This is a genomic window from Zobellella aerophila, assembly GCF_039539325.1.
GTDB lineage: Bacteria > Pseudomonadota > Gammaproteobacteria > Enterobacterales > Aeromonadaceae > Oceanimonas > Oceanimonas aerophila.
The window spans coordinates 83,090-104,544 of sequence record NZ_BAABCX010000009.1 but is presented as its reverse complement, the minus strand read 5'-3'; the positions used below and the strand labels follow the sequence as shown (position 1 = coordinate 104,544).

Annotated in this window: 14 protein-coding genes and 3 pseudogenes; 9 read left to right on the top strand and 8 right to left on the bottom strand. The window is 60.9% G+C overall.

What is annotated here, in order from left to right:
- Positions 1–181: 181 nt before the first annotated feature.
- Positions 182–736, bottom strand: a complete 555-nt coding sequence (locus tag ABD806_RS17900) for a DUF3750 domain-containing protein (protein ID WP_344960189.1) — start codon at positions 734–736, stop codon at positions 182–184.
- A 254-nt stretch (positions 737–990) separates the two neighbouring features.
- Here ABD806_RS17900 and ABD806_RS17895 point away from each other — a divergent pair, with 254 nt between their 5' ends.
- Together ABD806_RS17895 and ABD806_RS17890 are read left to right on the top strand one after the other, a co-directional pair.
- Complete coding sequence (locus ABD806_RS17895; protein WP_344960188.1) at positions 991–1,689, top strand: phosphatase PAP2 family protein; 699 nt, start codon at positions 991–993, stop codon at positions 1,687–1,689.
- A 5-nt stretch (positions 1,690–1,694) separates the two neighbouring features.
- Entirely contained in the window at positions 1,695–2,306 is a 612-nt protein-coding gene (locus ABD806_RS17890; protein ID WP_344960187.1) for an HD domain-containing protein, read from the top strand.
- Positions 2,307–2,324: 18 nt separating this feature from the next.
- Here the strand turns inward: ABD806_RS17890 and ABD806_RS17885 are convergent, their stop codons facing one another.
- A complete protein-coding gene (locus tag ABD806_RS17885) occupies positions 2,325–3,251 on the bottom strand; it encodes a LysR family transcriptional regulator (RefSeq protein WP_344960186.1) in 927 nt (308 codons plus the stop codon).
- Between the two features lie 222 nt (positions 3,252–3,473).
- Between ABD806_RS17885 and recC the strand changes: the two genes are divergently transcribed.
- Genes recC through recD form a run of 3 tightly spaced genes read left to right on the top strand, consistent with a single transcriptional unit; the run spans position 3,474 to position 12,325 of the window.
- On the top strand, positions 3,474–6,854 hold the full coding sequence (recC, locus tag ABD806_RS17880; protein ID WP_344960185.1) for an exodeoxyribonuclease V subunit gamma: 3,381 nt from the start codon (positions 3,474–3,476) through the stop codon (positions 6,852–6,854).
- Positions 6,847–10,362 carry an exodeoxyribonuclease V subunit beta gene (gene recB, locus ABD806_RS17875; RefSeq protein ID WP_344960184.1) on the top strand — a complete coding sequence of 1,172 codons (3,516 nt, stop codon included), beginning with the start codon at positions 6,847–6,849 and terminating at the stop codon, positions 10,360–10,362. The genes recC and recB overlap by 8 nt, the downstream gene beginning before the upstream one ends.
- Complete coding sequence (gene recD, locus ABD806_RS17870; RefSeq protein ID WP_344960183.1) at positions 10,355–12,325, top strand: exodeoxyribonuclease V subunit alpha; 1,971 nt, start codon at positions 10,355–10,357, stop codon at positions 12,323–12,325. The genes recB and recD overlap by 8 nt, the downstream gene beginning before the upstream one ends.
- Positions 12,326–12,398: 73 nt before the next feature.
- Here recD and ABD806_RS17865 read toward each other — a convergent pair whose 3' ends face one another.
- From ABD806_RS17865 to rnk, 3 genes are all read right to left on the bottom strand, one after another.
- Positions 12,399–12,671 (bottom strand): PilZ domain-containing protein, encoded by a 273-nt coding sequence (locus ABD806_RS17865; RefSeq protein ID WP_344960182.1) that lies wholly within the window; start codon positions 12,669–12,671, stop codon positions 12,399–12,401.
- Between the two features lie 232 nt (positions 12,672–12,903).
- Complete coding sequence (locus tag ABD806_RS17860; RefSeq protein WP_344960195.1) at positions 12,904–13,860, bottom strand: AEC family transporter; 957 nt, start codon at positions 13,858–13,860, stop codon at positions 12,904–12,906.
- A gap of 138 nt (positions 13,861–13,998) precedes the next feature.
- The gene (rnk, locus tag ABD806_RS17855; RefSeq protein WP_344960181.1) at positions 13,999–14,403 is read right to left on the bottom strand and encodes a nucleoside diphosphate kinase regulator; all 405 of its coding nucleotides are present in this window, start codon (positions 14,401–14,403) and stop codon (positions 13,999–14,001) included.
- A 240-nt stretch (positions 14,404–14,643) separates the two neighbouring features.
- On the opposite strand from rnk, the pseudogene ABD806_RS17850 reads away from it, so the two are divergent.
- Positions 14,644–15,250 (top strand): annotated as a pseudogene (locus ABD806_RS17850) (OmpW family outer membrane protein).
- Between the two features lie 68 nt (positions 15,251–15,318).
- Here the strand turns inward: ABD806_RS17850 and lhgO are convergent.
- Together lhgO and glaH are read right to left on the bottom strand one after the other, a co-directional pair.
- Positions 15,319–16,530 (bottom strand): L-2-hydroxyglutarate oxidase, encoded by a 1,212-nt coding sequence (lhgO, locus tag ABD806_RS17845; protein ID WP_344960180.1) that lies wholly within the window; start codon positions 16,528–16,530, stop codon positions 15,319–15,321.
- 105 nt (positions 16,531–16,635) lie between these two features.
- Positions 16,636–17,604, bottom strand: a complete 969-nt coding sequence (glaH, locus tag ABD806_RS17840; RefSeq protein WP_344960179.1) for a glutarate dioxygenase GlaH — start codon at positions 17,602–17,604, stop codon at positions 16,636–16,638.
- Positions 17,605–17,757: 153 nt separating this feature from the next.
- Between glaH and csiR the strand changes: the two genes are divergently transcribed.
- The 3 genes and pseudogenes from csiR to metF all read left to right on the top strand — a co-directional run bounded on the left by csiR (position 17,758) and on the right by metF (position 20,433).
- Complete coding sequence (gene csiR, locus ABD806_RS17835) at positions 17,758–18,447, top strand: DNA-binding transcriptional regulator CsiR (RefSeq protein WP_344960178.1); 690 nt, start codon at positions 17,758–17,760, stop codon at positions 18,445–18,447.
- 499 nt (positions 18,448–18,946) lie between these two features.
- Positions 18,947–19,498 (top strand): annotated as a pseudogene (locus tag ABD806_RS17830) (5-methyltetrahydropteroyltriglutamate--homocysteine S-methyltransferase); the annotation flags it as partial.
- Positions 19,499–19,533: 35 nt separating this feature from the next.
- Positions 19,534–20,433, top strand: coding sequence for a methylenetetrahydrofolate reductase (metF, locus tag ABD806_RS17825; protein ID WP_344960177.1), 900 nt, complete (start codon positions 19,534–19,536; stop codon positions 20,431–20,433).
- A gap of 127 nt (positions 20,434–20,560) precedes the next feature.
- Here metF and ABD806_RS17820 read toward each other — a convergent pair.
- Positions 20,561–21,418, bottom strand: a pseudogene (locus tag ABD806_RS17820) (four-carbon acid sugar kinase family protein).
- Positions 21,419–21,455: the final 37 nt, after the last annotated feature.

Here is a 21,455-nt window from a genome sequence, read left to right as displayed (position 1 = left end):
ACCGGCCTGTCACGCCGGGGGTCGCGGGTTCGAGTCCCGTCCGCTCCGCCATCAAACAAAAAGCCCTGACCTGACGGTCAGGGCTTTTTTGTTTACGGCTGCGCCGGACCTCTTGGAAGAAATCGGCGCTGGCTCCTCGACCTTCAAAGGCAATCCTTTGCCACCCGGCCATTATTCCCCGTTAATGAAACTGCTGGGCTTGATCCGCCCAGCCGCTGCCAATGGCGTTGAAGGGGAGCTCCAGGCCCAGCTCCGGCACCTGCCTGGCGACCCAGGCGGGAAAGGTGTTGCTGTTTGGTCCCGGGAAGAGGCGGTACCTGTCTTTCCAGGGATATTTATCGACGACCCGCTCGATCTTGCTGATCAGCATGCCGACGCCTTCGCCACGTTTATCCAGCAATATTCTCGGCTTGGCGCCGTACCAGTAACGATCCGGATGGTCCTGAGTGATCCGTAGGGCCGGCAGACCCCGCTGAGCCCGCCATCCGACGACCTCATATACAGTGTACTGGGAGGCGTTGGCCGGTTTGACGGCAATCCAGGTATGAATGGCAAACCAGCCGCGCCAACCCCAGGCATCGGCGCCATAAACCTGGATGACTGCCTCCGGCGTGTTAGCCGGATCCGGCGCCATGCCTGCCGGGTCGCGGCTGGCATGGCGCCAGCCATCGTCGGAACAACCGTTCAGCAGGACCAGGGTCGTTAATAGGTGGAGTATTATTCGGTGTTTTGCCATGTGGTTGCTTCCCTTGGTAACCGCCCAGGTGAAGTTCTGGATCAGACCGGAGTTTCCGGCGATGCTTTTCCCTGCCGGTGTAGAACAGTTAAGCACAGACAGCCGCCGCTGTCCCCGTACCGGCCCACGAGCAGCCCCGAGACGAGGGGCCGGGAATACCGGTGCGGTTGCCTAATGGGCGGTGAAAAGCCTGCCAGCTGCTGCCATGACGATGACGGATCCCGTACAATATCCGTTTTTTACGGGAGCGATACATGCACAGCAAAGTAGTCAGGCTCATCGCCTGGAACCTGGTGGCGATAGCGATATTGGCAAGCTGGTTCTGGCTGCCGAACCATGGCTTCTGGTTCGATATTGACAGCCGCGTTTTCTACTATTTCAACAACAAGCTGGGCGAGAGCCAGGCCTGGGTCAATGTGATTGGTATCGCCAATAACAGGGCCTTTGATCTGGTCGCCATAGCCGCCATGGGACTGCTTTATTACAGCTATTATCGCAAGGCGACACCGGAACAGAAGCGGCGGTTGCTGCTGCTTGGTCTGCTGATGCTGCTGACGGCGGTGGGCCTGAACCAGCTGGGGCGGGCCATTCCCGTCGACAGGCCCAGCCCGACCCTGACCTTTGAAGGCGTTTATCGCCTCACCGAACTGGCGGGGTTCAAGACCAAGGATTCCTCCGGCGATAGCTTCCCCGGTGATCATGGCCTGATGCTGATGATCTTCACCGCTTTTGTCTGGCGTTATCTGTCCTGGAAGGCGGGCTTGTGGGGCGGCCTGTTCGTGCTGGTTTTCTCCGCTCCCAGGGTGATGGGGGGAGCCCACTGGTTGACCGACATTTATGTCGGCGCCTTCTCTGTTGCCGCCTTCGGTTTAAGCTGGTTGCTGCTGACCGGGGTTATGGACAGCTTGCTTGGCTGGCTGGATCAATACCTGCCTAAACGCAGGCGAGTATAATGGGCATGAATGACAGTATGATGAAGCCAGGATTGACACGTCAGCTCGCCTTCCTGCTGGAAGTCGATAAATTAAAAAATGTTATCCGTCGGAATTTTAACGCCGATGACAGCCGCAGGGAAAACACCGCCGAGCACAGTTGGCAGATAGTGCTGTTTGCTCAGATAGCCTTCGAGCATGCGGATCATCGGGAACAGCTGGATTTGCTGCATATCATCCGGATGCTGAGTATCCATGATCTGGTCGAGATCTACGCCGGTGATACCTTCCTGTTCGACGAGCAGGCCAACCAGGGTAAATATGAGCGGGAGCTGGCCGCCGCCAAAAAGATCTTCGGCCTGTTGCCGGCAGAGCAGGCGGCTGAATACCTGGATTACTGGCTGGAGTATGAAACGGCAGAAACGGCCAATGCGGTCTTCGCCAACGCGGTAGACAGGATATTGCCCTTTATCCTCAACTCCCATACCCAGGGTAAAAGCTGGACCGAGGCGGGTGTTACCAAGACCCAGGTGCAGGACAAGCTGGCGATCATCGAGCAGGCCTCCCAGCCATTGTGGCAGCTGTTTAATCACTTGCTGGACAGATCGCTGGAAAAGGGCCTGCTGATCGACCTTTAGGGCACAGCCCGTTATTGTTCATCCATTGTGCGGCACAGCCTGATCGTTTTGTTCCAGGAACAGGGCCGGAAGCTGGCGGATAAGCCAGCTCTTGGCCTTGCCCATGGAGTCCCGGCGCCAGGCCAGCACCACGTTCGTGGTTTCCCGGCAGCTGGGTGACACTTCCTTCAGCTCGCCGGTTTCCAGCATGTCTCCCAGCCACCCCAAGGGGATGGAAGAGATCCCCAGGCCCGCTTTCATCGCACTGATCTTGTCCTGCATGGTACTGACCGTCAGTCGCGACTGCTTGTCGAACAGCCGGAAGGTCAGCGGTGGCTTGAAACGGGCGGTATCGGCCACGGCGATAGCCCGGTAGCGCGACAATACTTCCTCGGTCAGTGGGCCGTTTTCCTGATGGATCGGATGATCGGGATGGGCCACATAGACAAAGGTTTCACGATATAGGAACTGGGTCTTGATCCCGGGGCTGGTCACCGTATCTTTCCGCAACGGCGTAATGGCCAGGTCGGCACGACCGGTTTCCAGTGCTTCCCAGGTGCCAGCCAGCACCTCATGGGCCAGCCGGATGTCGGTGTCGGTCTGTTTCGACAGGGCATCCAGCACGGGAAATATCCGGCTGCTCGGCATGATGCCGTCTATGGCCAGGGTGAGTTGGGTCTCCCAGCCGCGCTCCAGTGCCCTGGCGTCAGCCACCAGCTGGCTGGCGGCATGTAGCAACTGCCGGCCGCGTTCCAGCATCAGGCGGCCGACGGGGGTGAACTGGGTCTTGTGGCCGGAGCGGTCGAACAACGCCAGATCCAGTTCATCTTCCAGTTTCTGTATGGTGTAGCTGAGGGCGGAAGGCACCTTGCCCAGTTCATCGGCGGCGGCGGCAAAGCTGCCCCTGCGTTCTATGGCATCCAGCACGCGCAGCGCTTCCAGGGTCAGTGATTTATCTCGGGACATATTCAAAAGAGTTGAAGTATCAGGGTGTGATAGCTAGACGATAGCGCAGCACATCGCAAAAAATAAGCGGTTCGCTTAAAACCATCGGTGTTTTTCCTTGTTCAGGGCGGTACCGGGGGCCAGGCGCCCGGCCTGTGGGCAAGCGGCAAGTACGAAGCCCACATTGCTTCCCCGCCGTTATTGTTTAACAATTCTCTCTTCGTTCGGCAGCTGGCGCAGCATATGTTTACTCTTTACCATTCCAATCGGCTGGATGTTCTCAAAGAGCTGATGGTGTCTTTGATTCGGATGGAGCCGCTGGCACACCCCTTCGACGCCGAAGTGATACTGGTGCAAAACCCGGGCATGGCCCAGTGGCTCAAGTTGGAGCTGGCGAGCACCTTCGGCATCGCCGCCAATATCGAATTTCCGCTACCGGCCAGTTTTATCTGGAAGATGTTTGTCCAGACCCTGGAAGGGGTACCGGAACAGAGCGCCTTCAATAAAGAGGCCATGGTCTGGAAGCTGATGAGCCTGTTGCCTGGCCAGCTGAAGGAGGAGGCTTTCCTGCCGTTGCGCCATTACCTTGCCGACGATCAGTTTGGTCGCCGGCTTTACCAGCTGTGCGGCAATATCGCCGATATCTTCGATCAGTATTTGGTCTACCGGCCCGAATGGATACAGGACTGGGAGCAGGGGGGTGGCCTGCGGGCCGAGGCCCACCCCTGGCAGCCGGTGCTGTGGCGCGCCTTGGTATCGCGTACCCGGGAGCTGGATCAGTCGCTTTGCCACAGGGCCAACCTGTTCCAGTCTTTTATCGATACCCTGGCCGCTGGCGAGCTCCGGCATTCGCTACCCAAACGGCTGTTTATCTTCGGTATTTCCGCCTTGCCGCCGAAATACCTGGAAGCCCTCAACGCCCTCGGCCGGCATACGGATGTACACCTGCTGCTGACCAACCCCTGCCGTTATTACTGGGGCGATATCCAGGATAACAGGCGGCAGGTTCGGCGGCAGCTGCTGCAGCGGGTGGCGGAACAGCGGCGCCGTCCTTGGGGAGAGCCGGTGGCGGACATCGGCCTGTTGCCGGCGGGGGCCGAGCTGGAACACTGGTTTGACGAGGACGGAGAGCCCAGCCAGGGGAACCCCCTGCTGGCTTCCATGGGCAAGCAGGGCCGGGATCATCTGTGGCTGCTGGCGGAGCTGGGCCCCAATGAAATAGACGCCTTCGTCGAGCCCCTCGGCGATACTCTGCTGCACCGGTTGCAACAGGATATCCTGGAGTTGCGCAACAGCGCCGAGCCGGTGCTGGATAAAGAGCGGCTGGCGAGCAGCCATCATAAGACGATCATTATCCCGGAAGATGACTCGCTGGTGATCCACAGCTGCCATAGCCCGATCCGCGAGCTGGAAGTATTGCACGACGAGCTGCTCAAGGCTTTTGAAGCCGATCCCGGGCTTGCGCCCAAGGATGTGGTAGTGATGGTGCCGGACATCAATGCCTACAGTCCCTATATCCAGGCGGTATTCGGCGCCGCCAGCGGCGAACGTTTTATCCCGTTTTCCCTGTCGGACCGCTCGGCCCAGCAGGAAAGCCCGGTGCTGCTCAGTTTCCTGGCCGTGCTGCGGCTAGCCCACGCCCGCTGTACCCTGTCGGAGTTGCTGGAAATACTGGAAGTCCCTGCGGTACTGGCCCGTTTCGAACTGAGTCCGGAGCAGTTTGAACGGCTCAAGGCTTGGGCGGAGGAGAGCGGCATCCGCTGGGGCCTGAATGACGCGGATGCCGAGCGCTTCGAGCTCAGTCAGATGCCGCAGAATACCTGGCTGTTCGGCCTCAGGCGCATGCTGCTGGGTTATGCCATGGCCGAGGACCGGCTGTTTGGCGAGGTACTGCCCTATACCGAGATCGAGGGCATGGACGCCGAGCTGCTGGGCAAGCTGGCGGCCTTTGTCGACGTGCTGTCCGAGTTTATCCAGCAGGCGCGTCAGGACCATACCATAGTGGCTTGGCAGGCGCTGCTCGGCGCCTTGCTGGAGCGGCTCTACCTGCCCGATGAGCAGGCGGAGCCCCTGCTGGCGCTGATTTATCAGCAGATAGAAAGGCTCAGGGTGCAAGCTGATCAGGCCGGCTTCGGGGGGGAGCTCAGTCAGGCGGTGGTCGCCGACCATTTCTCGCAAGCCCTCAATAACCAGCGCTCGGGTCAGCGCTTCCTGGCCGGGCAGGTCAACTTCTGCACCCTGATGCCAATGCGTTCGATTCCGTTCGCCATGGTGTGCCTGCTGGGCATGAACGACGGTGTCTATCCCCGCAGCCTGGCGCCCATGGGGTTCGACCTGATGGCGGAGGACAACCGCAAGGGGGATAGATCCCGCCGGGACGATGACAGATACCTGTTCCTCGAGGCGCTGCTGTCGGCGCAGCAACGGCTGTATATCTCCTATGTGGGCATGAGCCAGCAGGACAACAGCCCCAAGGTGCCGTCCGTGCTGTTGACCGAGCTGCTTGACTACATCGGCCAGGGTTTCGTGCCCGAGGGCCACCAGCAGGAAGACGGGGATACCAGCTACCGGAGTACGCTGGCCCGCCTGACCCGGGCACACCCGCTCACCCCCTACAGCCATCGCTATTTCGGTGCCGAACCGCCCGGCTCCTATGCCCGGGAGTGGCTGCCGGCCCTGCAGGAAGCCGTGGCACCCGTCGCCGAAGCGGTCGTACTGGATTTGCCCGAGGAGTGGCAGGCGGAGCAGGAGCTGGAACTGGCCGAGCTGCAGCGTTTTTTCCGGCTGCCTTGCAGCTATTTTTTCCAGCGCCGGCTGAAGGTCTGGTTCGAGCTGGATTCTCTCAAACCTGCCATAGACGAGCCGTTCAGCCTGGATAATCTGGACGGCTACCGGCTGCGGGATGTGCTGCTCGATGCCTGCCTGCGGCAGTTGCCGGTGAAAGAGCAGGCGGCGCGTCTGCTGGCTTCCGGCAGCCTGCCCAGCGGTGTCTTCGGTGAACTGGTGCTGGAGGAAAATCAGAGCAGTATCAATCAGCTGGCGGCCCGGCTCGAGCCCTGGCTGGCCCGGGCCGATGAGGATGTGGAGGTCCGCCTGGGCTTTGATCGGCGGCTGTTGACCGGTTGGCTCAAGGGGCGTTATCAGGGGAGGCTGATCCGCTACCGGCCGGGCAGCCTCAATGCCGGCTTCCTGCTGCGCCAATGGCTGGAACACCTGTGCCTGTGCGCGGTTGAGCCCGCCGAGAGCTGGCTGTTCGGCCTGGACGACGGCAGGAAGTTTCTGCCCCTGGAGCCGGACCATGCCAGGCTGCTGCTGGCCGATCTGCTGGCGCTGATGGAGGAGGGCATGCGCGCCCCCTTGCCCTTCTTCCCCAAGACGGCCCTGGCTTGGGCCGAGTTCGCCCTCGATGAACAGGGCAGGTTGCAAGACGATATGCGGGACAAGGCGATGAGCCAGGCCCGCAAGGTCTTCGAAGGCGATTATCTGTTTTCGGGGGAAGCGGAAAACGCCTATATCGCCCGCAGCTTCCCCGAATTCGAGCTTACCCGGGAAGACTGGCAATTACTGGCCCGGCGGATTTTCGGGCCCCTGCTGAGCCATATGGAGATGCTTGATCATGAGTAAGCTGCTGGAGCCCATGCGTTTTCCCCTGTCCGGTAACCGGCTGATCGAGGCCTCGGCCGGCACAGGCAAGACCTATACCATCGCCAGCCTGTATCTGCGGCTGCTGCTCGGCCATGGCCCGGACAACTGCGGTTACAGCCGGGCCCTGGGGGTGGATGAAATCCTGGTGGTGACCTTCACCCAGGCAGCCACCGAAGAGCTGCGCGATCGCATCCGCTTGCGTATCCATCAGGCCCGGCTGGCCTTTATCCGTGGCGAAGACCAGGATCCCCTGCTGCAGCAACTGCTGGATGAGGTGGCGGATCACCGGCTGGCCGCCCGGCTGCTACTGGCCGCGGAGCGGCAGATGGATGAGGCGGCGGTGTTTACCATCCACGGTTTTTGTCAGCGCATGCTGAAGCAGAATGCGTTTGAATCCGGCACCCTGTTCGAGGCCGAGTTTGTTACCGACGAGCAGCGGCTGCGTTTCGAGGCGGCGGCCGACTTCTGGCGCGCCCATTTCTATCGGCTGGAGCCCTCCCTGGCACGCATGGTGCGGGCCAGCTTCAAGGACCCCCAGGCCTTGCTGGCGGCGGTACAGCCCTATCTGCCCAACGGCGAGCTGAAGATCAAGACCGGGCCCGAGCAGAGCCTGAGCGAGCGCCACCAGAACATTATCGATGCCATAGAGCAGCTCAAGCAGGCCTGGCGGCGGCAGGCGGAGGAGGTGGCCGGCCAGCTTGAAGGCCATGTCAAAGGCTACACGGGTAAGAACTTTGCCGGCTGGCTCAACAAGATAGGCGGGTGGGCTCAGGCCCCGACCCGGGATTACGAGGTGCCCGGGGAGCTGGCGCGCTTTGGCCTCGGCGTGCTGCTGGACAAGCTGAGCAAGAACGGTCGCCCACCCACCCTGCCGTTGTTCGGCCAGATCGAGGATTTTATGGCGATGCACCGGGATATCCGCGATCTGGTGCTGGCCCATGCCATCCGGGTTTTGCGCACGCGTATCAAGCGGGCCAAGGGTATCAGCGGCCAGCTGACCTTTGACGATCTGCTGGCCAACCTGGACGAGGCCTTGGCTGCGGACGCCGGCCCGGTGCTTGCCGAGCGTATCCGCCAGCAGTTCCCGGTGGCGATGATCGACGAATTTCAGGATACGGACCCGCTGCAGTACCGCATCTTCCGGCGCCTGTACGGCGATGAGCCAAGGCTCGGGCTGTTTATGATCGGCGACCCGAAACAGGCGATCTACGGTTTCCGTGGCGCCGATATCTTCACCTATATCCAGGCCAGGCGCGAAGTGGAGGACCACTACACCCTGGGCACCAACTGGCGCTCGACCGCCGAGATGGTGGCGGCCACCAATGCCCTGTTTGCCCGGGCCGACGCCGAGGTGGGTGCCTTTATCTATCGGGAGGATATCAGCTTCGAGCCGGTCAGGGCGGCCCGCAGCAAGCCGGGGCTGCTGTTCAGGGGGCAACGCCAGCCAGCGCTGGGCTTCTGGCTCTATCGGGAAGCCGACCAGCAGGTGGTGAATGCCGGGCGCTATCAGCAACAGCAGGCGCTGTGGACGGCCCAGGAGATCCATGCCTTGCTGGAGGCGGGCGAACGGGGCGAGGCGCTGCTTGAACAGCGGCCGGTCAGTGCCGGGGACATCGCCATCCTGGTGCGTACCGGCCGGGAGGCCGCCCTGGTGCGCCGGGCCCTGCGTGAGCGGGGGATCCGCTCCGTCTACCTGTCGGGCCGGGATTCGGTGTTTGCTACCCGGGAAGCCTGTGAGCTGCTGTTGCTGCTGCATGCCTGCCTGCAGCCGGGCAACGATCGCCGGCTGAGGGCGGCGCTGGCCACCGGCATAGTGGGTCTGACCCTGGTCGAGCTGGACCAGCTCAATCAGGATGAAGACGCCTGGGAACGGCTGGTGCAGGAGTTCACCGACTACCGGCGCCGGTGGCAGCGACAGGGGGTGCTACCCATGCTGCGTACCCTGCTGTTCAGGCGGGATATTCCGCCCCGGCTGCTGGCCTTCAACGAGGGTGAGCGGCGGCTGACCGATGTGCTGCATTTGGGCGAGCTGTTGCAGCAGGCGGCCCAGCAGCTGGACGGTGAGCACGCCCTAGTGCGCTGGCTGGGCGAGCAGATAGACAGCCCCAATGGCGAGGCCGCCGAACAGCAGCTGCGGCTGGAGTCGGAGCAGGATCTGGTGCGGGTAGTCACCATTCACAAGTCCAAGGGACTGGAATATCCCCTGGTGTATCTGCCCTTTATCTGCCAGTTCAAACCCGCCGGCGCCCCGCTTTATCATCAGGACGGCCGGACCATACTGGATCTGCTGGATGAGCAGGCCGGCAGGGAAAAGGCCGATCGGGAACGGCTGGCGGAAGATCTGCGGCTGCTTTATGTGGGCCTGACCCGGGCAGTGTACGGCACCCGTATCGGAGTCGCGCCAATCAAGCGCGGCAACGGCAAGAAGGCGCCGACCGATCTGCATCACAGCGGCCTGGGCTACCTGCTGCAACTGGGACGTGAAGGGGGGGGAGAGGCGCTTGACCAGGCCCTGTCCGCGCTGAGCTGCGAGCATACCGCCCTGCTGCAGCCGCTGGAGCCCGTTGCGGCCAGTTACCAGCCGGCAGCCGAGGCGGGCGCTGCGCCGACGGCCCTGGAGTTTGACGGCCGGATAGACAGGGACTGGTGGCTGACTTCCTACTCGGCCCTGTCCCGTCACCAGGGCGGAGCCGGCAGCCGGCTCGAATACTTGCAACTGGATCTGGAAGTGGCCGGAGAGCGTAGCGAAGGGCCGTCCGCTGGCTTTGATATCTTCCGGTTTCCCCGCGGCGCCCGGGCCGGTACCTTCCTGCACTCGGTATTTGAGCGCCTGGATTTCCCCGAGGCGGTCGGCGATGGCCTACACCAGCTGCTGGCCGAGAGCCTGGGTGGCAACGGTTACGAAACCCACTGGCTGCCGGCGCTGGAACAGCTGGTTGCCGATGTGCTGGATACCGAGCTGGCAACCGGCCTGCAGTTGCGGCGGCTGGGCCAGGGGCAGAAAAAGGTGGAGTTGGAGTTCTTCCTGCCCCTGGCCGGGCTGGACGCACCGCAGCTGAACCGGCTGTTGCAGGCGCACGATCCCCTGGCGATGGTCGCCGGCCCCCTCGGTTTCGAGCGGGTCAAAGGGATGCTCAAGGGCTTTATCGATCTGGTGTTCGAGCATCAGGGCCGCTACTACCTGCTGGATTACAAGTCCAACCATCTGGGGGACAGCCCGGCGGACTATGGCCAACAGGCCCTGCAGCAGGCGATGATCGAGCACAGGTACGATCTGCAGTACCTGATCTATACCCTGGCCCTGCACCGTTTGCTGCGGCTGCGGATCGCCGATTATGACTACGAGCGCTACTTCGGCGGCGTTTTCTACCTGTTCTTGCGAGGAATGAAAGTGGGCGCCAATACCGGCATTTTCCATACCCGTCCCGAGGCTGCCTTGATCAACGGGCTGGATGCCTTGTTTGCCGGGGAGCCGAGCCATGCGTAAACGACTCGCGGAGCTGGTCACCGACCGGGAACTCAGGCCGATAGACGCCCAGTTTGCCCTGTTTATCGGCAGCTATGATGCCAATCCGGCGGTGGTGCTGGCGGCGGCCCTGGTCAGCCGGGCGCTGGGGCACGGCCACGTGTGCCTGCCACTGGACAGGCTGGCGCAGATGACCCGGGACGCCCCCGGCCTGACGGCCTGGCTGGGTGAGCTGCCCTCCTTGACCGGCAGCCTTGTATCGAGCCCCGTGGTCGGGCCCGGGGCGCCCCTGCGGCTGGAGCTCGGCCGCCTTTACCTGGCCCGTTACTGGCAGTATGAACAGACGGTGGCCGGCTGGCTGCTGCAACCGAATTCGGCGCCACGGCCCGAGGTCGGCGAGCCGCTGAATTCGCTCTTTGCCCGCGACTATCGGGGGCTGTTTCAGCGGCTGGCTCAAGTGCGGGGGCCCGGCTTTGACGGCCGGAGCTGGCTTGCCGATCAGCTGGACATCGTCAGGTCCGCGTCGCTGGACTGGCCTGCTATCCTGACGTTGTTACTGGCGGCGGACAACGACCAGGTCCTGCACGAGCTGGATCGGCTGGTGCCCGAGTCGGCCTGTCTGAACTGGCAGAAACAGGCGGTGGCCACGGCGCTGGCGGGACGCTTCGCGGTGATCTCCGGCGGTCCGGGCACCGGCAAGACCACCACAGTGACTCGCTTGTTGGGGCTGCTGGTCAGCACGGCCGACAGGCCGCCGTTGATCCGGCTGGTGGCGCCCACCGGCAAGGCCGCGGCCCGGCTGAGCGAGAGCATAGGCGCGGCCCGCCACAGCCTGGATCTGCCCCCGGAGGTGATCGCGGCGATACCTGATCAGGCGGGTACCCTGCATCGTTTGCTGGGGGTGATCCCGGGCCGTCGCCGGTTCCGTCATCATAGGGACAACCCCCTGCATCTGGATGTGCTGGTGGTGGACGAGGCATCCATGGTCGACCTGCCGTTGATGGCGTGCCTGCTGGATGCCCTGCCGCCCCATGCCCGGCTGATCCTGCTGGGTGATCGGGATCAGCTGGCCTCGGTGGAGGCGGGGGCCGTGCTGGGGGACATCTGTGCCTTCGCCGAACAGGGCATCAGCCCGAAGCACGGCTGGTGGCTGCAGCGGGTAACCGGGCAGGATCTGTCGGCCTGGATGACTGCCGAGGGCAGTCCGTTGCGGGACCAGCTGTGCCTGCTGCGCAAGAGCTACCGCTTCGATGCCGGATCCGGCATCGGCCGGCTGGCGGCGGCGGTCAACGGCGGGCAGGTGGCGGTCCTGCGCCAGACACTGGCGATGGATTTTCAGGATATTGCCCAGCACGGGCTGGCGGGTGAGGGTTACGGTCAGCTGCTGCACTTGTGTCTGCAGGGTTATCGGCCCTATCTTGAGGCCATCAGGGCGGGCCGGCCGCCGGTCGAAGTGCTGAAACTGTTTGGCCGGTTTCAGCTGCTGGTGGCCCTGCGTGAAGGGCCGTTGGGCGTGGCGGGATTGAATGAAGCCATAGTTGCCGGGCTGGTCAAACAGGGGCTTATCGGCCGCCAGGAGTGGTTTGCCGGCCGGCCGGTGATGGTGATGGAAAACGATCATGCCCAGGGACTGTATAACGGCGACATCGGCATAGTGCTGGCGGATGCGGCCGGCGAGTTGAGGGTTTGGTTTCAGCTGCCCGACGGTGCGCTCAAGGGTTTTCGGCCCAGCCGGCTGCCGGCCCATGAAACCGTGTATGCGATGACCATCCATAAGTCTCAGGGCTCGGAATTCGCCCATACGGTGCTGGTCCTGCCTACCGAACTGAACCCTATCCTGACCCGGGAGCTGGTCTATACCGGCATCACCCGAGCCAAGTCCCGGCTCGACCTGTTTGTCGAGCCGGGCATACTTGAGCGGGCGATTGTCAGGCGGATCGAGCGGGCCAGTGGCTTGCAGGCGAGGCTGGCCCTTCCACGGTAACGACATGGCGGTGTGTCCCTGCCCTGACGTGGCAGGGTATCGGCGTCATTGATGGACAATAGCCTGACACACCCTAATCGAGGCCGACAAATTCCAGGCCAATGCCATTTGCTTCTATCCGCACCACTTTCATGGTGAGCGATGGCAGGGTTTGGTCCCAGTCTGAGTCCAGGATCACGGCTTCAAGCCGCATGCCGACCGAGAAATCTGAGGTGGTGACGGCTTCTACAAAGACGCCTCCTTCGGACATGTCCTTGATATTGCCCTTGATCGGCCCGAAGTGTTCGTTACTCAGGCGTATTTTGCAGGTTGTTTTACGGCGCGGGTGTCTGCGGCGATCTTCCATTGCCCTTCCCCCCTATGTGTTAGGGTTTATGCTGTTTCGTTGGGCCTAGTCATAGGGCCGCAACGGCTCCCTGAGGATTCAAGTATAGGCTGGGCGGCGGGCGTTGGAAGACAATATCTGTAAAGGTGCAAAAATGTATTGTTTCGGGGGTAATAGCGGTCCGATTAAGCATTTGGTCTGCAGAGTCTGCTTCCCCACGAATCCGGGAGGTGGAAGGTCAGTATCTGACTGCTTAAAACCAGCCCAAGCCCTTGAGCAGGGTGGCACCCAGGCTGGCGGTGAGCAGGGAACCCAGGGTGGTGACCGCAATGATATTGGCGGCCAGCACGGCGTTGCCGCCCATGGCGCGCACCATCACATAGCTGGCGGCGGCTGTGGGGGAGGCGTTGATCAGAAATAGCATGACCAGCTCGGCGCCCCGGAAGCCGATGATAAAACCGCCGGTGGTGATCAGCGCCGGTATCGCCAGCAGCCGCAGCAGGGCGACCGGCATCAGCAGGCCGGTTTCTTCGCTGCCCCGTTTCAGGCTGAGGGTGGCGCCGGTGCATAACAGCGCCACCGGCAATGTCATCTGGGCCAGGTATTGAGCCGTCTTCATCAGCACATCGGGTAGCGGGGTGCCGGTGGCGGCGAAGGGCAGGGCGGCAAGGATGCCGATAATCAGCGGGTTCTTGACGATACCAGAGAGGATCTTGCCCAACTGCAGGCCCTGGTCCCGGCTCAGGCTGCGGTTCAGGGTGACCACCGCCAGGATATTGAAGAGGATGGTCAGGCAGGCCACATACATGGCGATGGCTGCCACCCCCTGGGTGCCGTAGGCATTATTTACATAGGCCAGGCCGACTATCCCCATATTGGCCCGAAAGGCACCCTGTACCAGTATGCCCCGCAGCGGTTTTTGCGGCGTCAGGCGGGTGGCCAGGATTTCCAGCAGCAGGTAGACGGCCAGCGTCGCCAGTACCCCGTACAAAATCAACGATGGGCTGGCCATCTGGCTGAAGTCGGTATTGACGATACTGGTAAACAGCAGCATGGGCAGGGCGATGTTAAACACCAGCTTGCTGGCGCCGTCGATGAAAGCGTCGCTCATCATCTGGGTGCGGCGGAGGCCTATCCCCAGCAGCAGCAATAGACAGATAGGGCCGGTAATGGTGATGGAAAAGGCCAAGCTGGCCAGCAGGTTATTCATCGGATACAGGTGGTCAGGCAAGGAAACCCCAAGCATGCCTTGCGGTTGTCATTTGAGCAACAGTTCCGGCCGGCAGTTCATTAAATGACGAGGCAGTGAACAATAAAAAGGGCGCATTATTTGCGCCCTTTTTATTGTTCACTGATGATCGCCCGCCCGCTCCGGCTGATAGCCGACGGCGGTAATGGTCACGGCCAGGGTCTTGCCCTGGGGGCCGGGCCACTCGATGCTCTGGCCTACCGCGAGTCCCAACAGGGCGCTGCCGATGGGCGCGAGCACCGAAATCTTGTCTTTGGCGCCGTCCATATCCCGGGGGTAGCAGAGGGTCTTGGTAAAGATGTCCTTGTTGTGCGCCATGGTAAAGCTGATGGTCGAGTTCATGGTGACTATGTCCGCAGGCATGTCGGCCGGTTCCACCACGGTGGCGCGATCCAGCTCGTCTTCCAGCCGATGTATTGCTTCCGAATCCGGCTGGTGTTCAAGCAGGGCCTCGAGTCGGGCCAGATCCAGGGTTGAAATGGTAATAGGGGGCAGCTGAGCCATATAAACCTCCATAAAAAAGCAGGCAACGCCAAAAGCGCTGCCTGAACTCAACACCTAAGATATACCCCAAGCTCGATATTTAAACCAGTCCCCTCATTGATTATTTACCTGACATCGCCCACTTTTCCCCAGCGCTGTTTTCTGTTCCTGACTTGCTTTAAATCAACATGTCTCTGTTTCCGCTGAGGCGGACTTGGCGGCACGTTTTTAGCGTATTTAAGAACAGCAAAGGACAGAGCATTGAAAAAATTTTCCCTCTTGGTTGCAGCGGCATTATTGTCCCCCGTGGCACAGGCCCATCAGGCCGGTGATATTCTGGTACGGGCCGGTAGCGCTACCCTCACCCCCGATACCAGCTCTGCCAGTGTCCTGGGAAGCGGGAAACTGGAAGCGGATACCAATACTCAATTGGGTTGACTCTGTCTTATATGGTGACGGATAACTGGGGGCTGTAATTACTTGCCGCGACACCCTTTACGCATTCCGTGAGCACCGCGGGTTTGGGTGAGGTTGCCAAAATCCAGCATTTGCCGCCGACCCTGATGAGGCAATATTATTTTGGTAACGCCCAGAGCCAGCTGCGTCCTTATATTGGTGCCGGCATAAACTATACGACTTTCTTTGATGAAGAAGGCCGTGGCGCGCTGAGCAACACCGATGTAGAACTTGATGATTCCTGGGGCTGGTGGCTCAAATAGGAATTGATATGGCGATTAACGACAATTTATTGGCCAACGCCTCTGCCTGGTATATCGATATCGAGACCGAGGTTAATACCGCGGTTGGCAGCATTGATACCAGTATCGATCCGGTCGTGTTTATGGTTGGGCTGGGCTACAGGTTTTAACGGTTTTGCAAGGTGGATTAAGGGGATAAAGCTCGGCAGTGTTTGGGCAGACCGGGTCTGCCCTTTTTTTAAGCGACGACCGCCGGTTGTTCAACCTGGGCCCTGACCTTATCGACAATATAGGCGCCGATGGGGATGGCCGAGGTAGCCGCGGGTGACGGGGCGTTGCATACATTGATGGTGCGCTTGGTGTTGACGAACAGGAAGTCATCGACCAGCTTGCCGTCTTTCGACACCGCCTGGGCACGAATACCCGCCGGGTAAGGCGTCATATCGTCCACATTCAGGCTGGGACAATATTTGCGCACCAGTTCCAGGTAGCCTGCCTTATTGATGGAGTTTTTCATTTCCACCAGGCCCGGCTTGAGGTTCTTCATCAGCACCTTGAGGATGCCCGGATAGGTCAGCATTTCCAGGGTATCTTTCAGGGAGATGTCACACTTGTCGTAACCTTCCCGCTTGAAGGCCAGCACGGCGTTGGGGCCGACGGTTACCGTGCCGTCTATCATGCGGGTCAGGTGCACGCCCAGAAACGGCATATTGGGATCCGGGATCGGGTAGATAAGGTGATTGACTATCTGGTTGTGCTCGGGCTTGAGCAGATAGTATTCGCCTCTGAAGGGGCAGATCTTGAAGTCGGGTTTCAGTCCCAGCATGCGGACTACCCGATCGGCCATCAGCCCGGAACAGGACACCAGATATTTGCCCTGCACATCGCCCTGGGTGGTCTGTACCACCACCTGACTGGCTTCTTCCTTCAAGCCGGTGACTTCGGTGCTGTAACGGATCTCGCCGCCCAGGCGCTCAAACTCCTTGCCCATGGCGGCGGTGACCTGCTTGTAGTTCACTATACCGCTGGAAGGTACGAAGATACCGCCGACGCCGGTGATATTGGGCTCCCGCTCCTTGAGCTCCTCGGCATTGAGCCAGTAGCGCTCCAGGCCGTTGGCCTCGCTCCTGTCCCACAGCGCCTTCATGCGCTCCATTTCCAGCTCATTGGTCGCGACCAGCAGCTTGCCGCATTCATCGAAGGGAATCTCATGCTCGCGGCAGAAGGCCTTGGTGGCGATATTGCCTTCCAGGCAGAATTTGGCCTTGAGGCTGCCGGGGGTGTAGTAGACCCCCGCGTGGATCACGCCGCTGTTGTGGCCGGTCTGGTGATGGGCCGGGCCGGACTCCTTTTCCAGCAACAGCATCTTGCTGTCGGGATAGGTTTTTTTCAGTTGCCAGGCGGTCGACATACCGACGATGCCGCCACCGATAATGATGAAATCAAACACTGCTCTGTTCACCTTTGGTTAAAGGGGCAAAAGCCGGGGTCTGGCCCCGGCGTCTGTTGTGCTCATTGTTATCCTGGAACGCCTGCGTGACGGGTCACGAGGGCATTATACCTGCTGCGGGTTTTTCAGGGTCTTGGCATGGGTAAAGTAACCGCGCTGACGCATCAGCTCCCGGCGCAAGCCTTCGTGGGCCACGAACTTGTCCCGGCCGTGCAGCCAGAAATGGTTGTTGATCACCAGGAAGGAGCCCATGGGCACGGGGACTGATACTTTTTTGGCGCTGGTTTCCAGGGCCTCGGAAAGATCCGCCAGCCAGACACCCTCGTCATAATCCTTGGGCTGCACGAACTGGTCGATGTACGACATGATGGGCTGGCCGCCGCGATCGGTATCGAACACCGCGTGATACACGTCCTTGGTGGTGTTTTTGCTCGGCGGCGCGGCCCAGCGCATCACCCGGCGGGCCATGGGGTCGGCGTAGAACTGTTCCAGGTGTTCCCAGTCGTCCAGGTGCAGCAGCAGGGAATTGCCGCCTTCCATGTTCTTTTCGTCGATCTTCAGCATCAATACATAGTCGGTGTCCTGCTCGACGAAGGTACCGTCGTTATGCAGTTCCATCACCCGATGTGCCTGGCGCAGATAGCTGTCGGAAGTGTCCTGGTTCTGGACCACGAAGCGGGCGTAGTACTGGCCGCTCATGGCATCGAAGTTGGAACGACCGAACAGATGGGCCACGGCGGTGGTGAATTTGACCATGTCTTCGGCCTGTTCAACCTGGTTCAACCCTTCGGGCGTGATCAGCAGGCCGCCGGTGTTGCGGTCGACCAGGGTATTGATCAGCAGGGGCTGCAGTGCCTGGCCACAGAGATCGTTGAGGATCTGGCCGACGCGGAAGCGCAGGAAGGACTTGTATTCCAGGGCCTGGACCGGCCATTCGGCGCACGCCGCCAGAAAATCGCTGACAACTTTCTCATCGAAGCGCAGCTCCAGCAGGCGCTTCGATTGGGCAGAGGGAGCCAGGCTGAACCCTTGGTATTTGTGGTTGGTGAAATCGGCGGTGGCGACGTTGGACATGGGACACTCCTGTATCTGTAAGTATGACAACACAATGTCGTCGTATATATAAAATGTCGACATTTTTTGTTATTGTCAATGAATGATCTCCGTTTTATGATCTCATCAGCAATTTCGATATAATCTCTTCATTGTCTATTTCAGGAAGACGGCATGAGCAATCTTGAATCCCCGCGGGAAAATCTGGCGAAGGCCGCCTATCAGGGGCTGAAGCAGGACATTATCCAGAGTCATTTCGAACCGGGTGAGAAGCTGCTGATGAGCACCCTTAAAACCCGCTATGGCCTGGGGGTCAGTCCCTTGCGGGAAGCCCTGTCGCAACTGGTGGTGGAGCGGCTGGTGACCGCCGAAAGCCAGCGGGGCTTCAGGGTCAGCCCCATGTCGCTGGCGGAACTAAAGGATATCTATGATGCCCGGGCCCAGCTGGAAGGCCTGATCGTGGAGCTGGCACTGGCGCGCGGCGACGACATGTGGGAGGCGGGGGTGGTGGCGGCGCATCACGCCCTGGCCAAGGTGACCCAGCTGGACTCGGTTGAAGATCAGCTGACTCATTGGGATGTGCGCCACCAGGCCTTTCACCGGGCGGTGGCCGCCGGCTGCTGTTCTCCCCAGCTGCTGGTGGTGCGCCAGACCCTGATGGATCAGGCGGCCCGTTACCGTTATTTATGGTTACGGCAGACGGTCTTCAGTGAACAGGCGCTGGCGGTCAAGCAGCAGGAGCACCAGGCTCTGTTCGACGCCATCCTGGCCCGCGACCCGCAAGCCGGCGCCATGATGCGCGACCACCTGCTCAGCCCGGTGGCGCTGATCACCGGGATCCTGACCGAAAAGGGCGTGCGCTAGCCCTAATGCCGTTCAGTTAAGGGGAGTCCTCATCTACCAAGCCGACCGTTGGCGTCCTGGCCGGAAAGTGCTCCTGCCGTTCCGGCATTCCCGCCATCCATGGCGGTCAGTGACGCCGCCGAGTCCCCAGGGACGGGATTTCGGCGAGTCGGCGGGTGGAGGAGGACTCCCCTTTTCGTCTTAAGTGAACGGCATTGTGCGTTAGCCCAGTCCTTTACTGCGGGTGCCCCGCCCGCAGCCAATCCCCAACTTCACATACCTGGGCGCAGGCTCCGGCTCCTGGCTCCCAGCCATTAATTCCGGCCAAGCTGACCCTTTTGTTCTTATATGCTATCTACTTTTAAAAAATCAGTTCTTATCACTTTATTAAAAGAAGTCCTTGCCTCCAGAAGTTTAGCCGTGCAAATATACAGCCATTCGGACGTCTAAACGTCCTTCTGGCCGGAGAGAACACGGGGATAAAAATAATGGCTTTGCCGCCCAGAAAATCCAGGAGGTGATCACCCTGGCGCTGGGCGACGAAGTGGCGGCTCTGGAAACCGCCGGCATGGGTATCATCCAGATCGACGAGCCGGCCTACCGCGAGCTGATGCCGCTGCGCGACAGCAAGCAGGCGGCCTACCTGGGCTGGGCGGAAAAAGCGTTCCGGTTAAGTGCTGCCATAGTGAGCGATGCTACCCAGATCCACACCCGTATGTGTTATTCTGAGTTCAACGAAATCATCGAATCCATCGCCCGCCTGGGTGCGGGTGTGATCACCATAGAAACTTCCCGCTCCGATATGGAACTGCTGGATATGTTCCGGGATTTCGCCTATCTCAACGAGATAGGCCCGGGCGTGTATGATATTCACTCGCCTCGTATTCCCACGGTGGCGGAAATGGTTACACTGATCGAAAAGGCCGTTGAACGTCCGCCGAAAGAGCGTATCTGGGTCAACCCCGACTGTGGTCTCAAGACCCGCAACTGGGAAGAAACCCGTGAAGCCCTGGCCAACATGGTGTCCGCCACGCAGGTATTGCGCAGGGCCTATGCCGAGTCCAGGGTGTAAGGAATAGATTTTTATTTAAGTTGTAGGAGACAGACATGGGATTTCATAGCGCGCGTCATGTAGAAGCGCTGAACCAATCCTTGGCCGATTTAAACGGCGATATCAATGTATCTTTTGAATTCTTCCCGCCTAACAGCGAGCAGATGGAACAGACCTTGTGGCACTCGGTTGAGCGGCTCAAGGAACTGGCCCCCAAGTTTGTCTCCGTCACCTATGGTGCCAATTCCGGCACCCGGGATCGGACCCACAAGGTGATCAAGGATATCCAGGACAAGACCGGCCTGATTGCCGCGCCGCACCTGACCTGTATCGATGCCAGCCGCGATGAATTGCGCGGCATCGCCCGTGATTACTGGAACAACGGCATTCGCCAGATCGTCGCCCTGCGCGGCGACCTGCCCCAGGGCCTGGAGAAGCCGGATATGTATGCCGCCGATCTGGTGTCCCTGCTGAAGGAAGAGGCGGATTTCGATATTTCGGTGGCCGCCTACCCCGAGGTACATCCGGAAGCGAAGAGTGCCCAGGCCGACCTGCTCAACCTGAAGCGCAAGGTGGATGCCGGTGCCAACCGGGCCATTACCCAGTTCTTCTTCGATGTGGAGTCCTACCTGCGTTTTCGTGACCGCTGCGTCACCATCGGCATCGATGTGGAGATAGTGCCGGGTATACTGCCTGTGTCCAACTACCAGACGCTGCTGAAGTTTGCCGGTTTCTCCAACGTCAAGATCCCGGGCTGGATGCACCAGCGTTATCAGGGGCTGGAGAATGACCAGCATACCCGCAACCTGGTGGGCGCCAGTATCGCCATCGATCAGGTACGGGTGCTGAGCCGGGAAGGGGTGAAGGATTTCCACTTCTACACCCTCAACCGCTCCGAGCTGACTTATGCAATCTGCCATACCCTGGGCGTGCGGCCGCCGGTCGTCGCCAAATAATCCTCGGCGCCTCGCATGCGCAGACAAAAGCCCCCGCAAGCCTTGGCTTGCGGGGGCTTTTCATTTGAGGCGTGGAGCGCGTATGGCCGGGGCTTCCCGTCGGATGGAAGCCCCGCCCCAAACGAGGTCAGCCGATGCCGTCGCGGATGTTGCCGAAGTAGGCCTCGGTGCCGACCTGGCCGCCCTTGAGCGCGACCTCGAGGCCGTCGAAGGCGGGGTTGTCGCTGTGGGCCGTGCACAGCGGCGATCCCGGGGATTCGGCGAGCGGCAGGCGCGTGGTCAGGGCGTAGACGCCGAGCTGCTGCAGCGCGTGGCTCGAGGTATCGCCGCCGGCGATCACGACGCGACGCAGCGACTCGAGCTCGGTGAGCCGTTTCAGGATCTCGCCCAGCGAGGCGCCGATGCGGTGGCGGAAGGCCTAGCTGCGCTCCTCGGGGGCCACCAGGTTCGACTCCGGGCCGCGCGCGGTGTAGAAGACGACGCTCTTGCCCTGGTGCAGCACCTCGCAGCCCCGCTCGACGGCGGCCTGCTTGGCACGGTCGCTCTGCTGCGGATCGGCAATGTCGCGGGCATCCAGCGCGATGGCGACGAAGCCGTTGCGTTCCGCCCAGGCGATCTGACCGGCGGTGATTTCGGAACAGCTGCCGGACACCACGGCGATACGCTCGGCCGCGCCCGGGCTCGCGTACTCGGCTGTGCCCGGGATCATGCCGCTCTCGGTCCAGGCCTGGATCAGCGCGTATTCGATGCCCGAGGAGCCGACCATGAACTGGCCGCCCGGCCGGCGGGTGCGCCAGAGCTGGTGGCCGACCTGCCGCTGTACCTCCGGGTCCGGCACGTCGTACAGCAGCACCTCGGCGTTGCCGTCGAGCAGCCGGTCGATCTGGGCGTCGACGTCGTCGCGGCACAGTGTGACCATATCGGCCAGCGCGATTGTCTTGCCGGTCTGTTTGCCCAGGTGCAGGCAGAGGTCGCTTTCGTCCATCGGCGTCACCGGATGACGACTCATCACCGGATGGCGG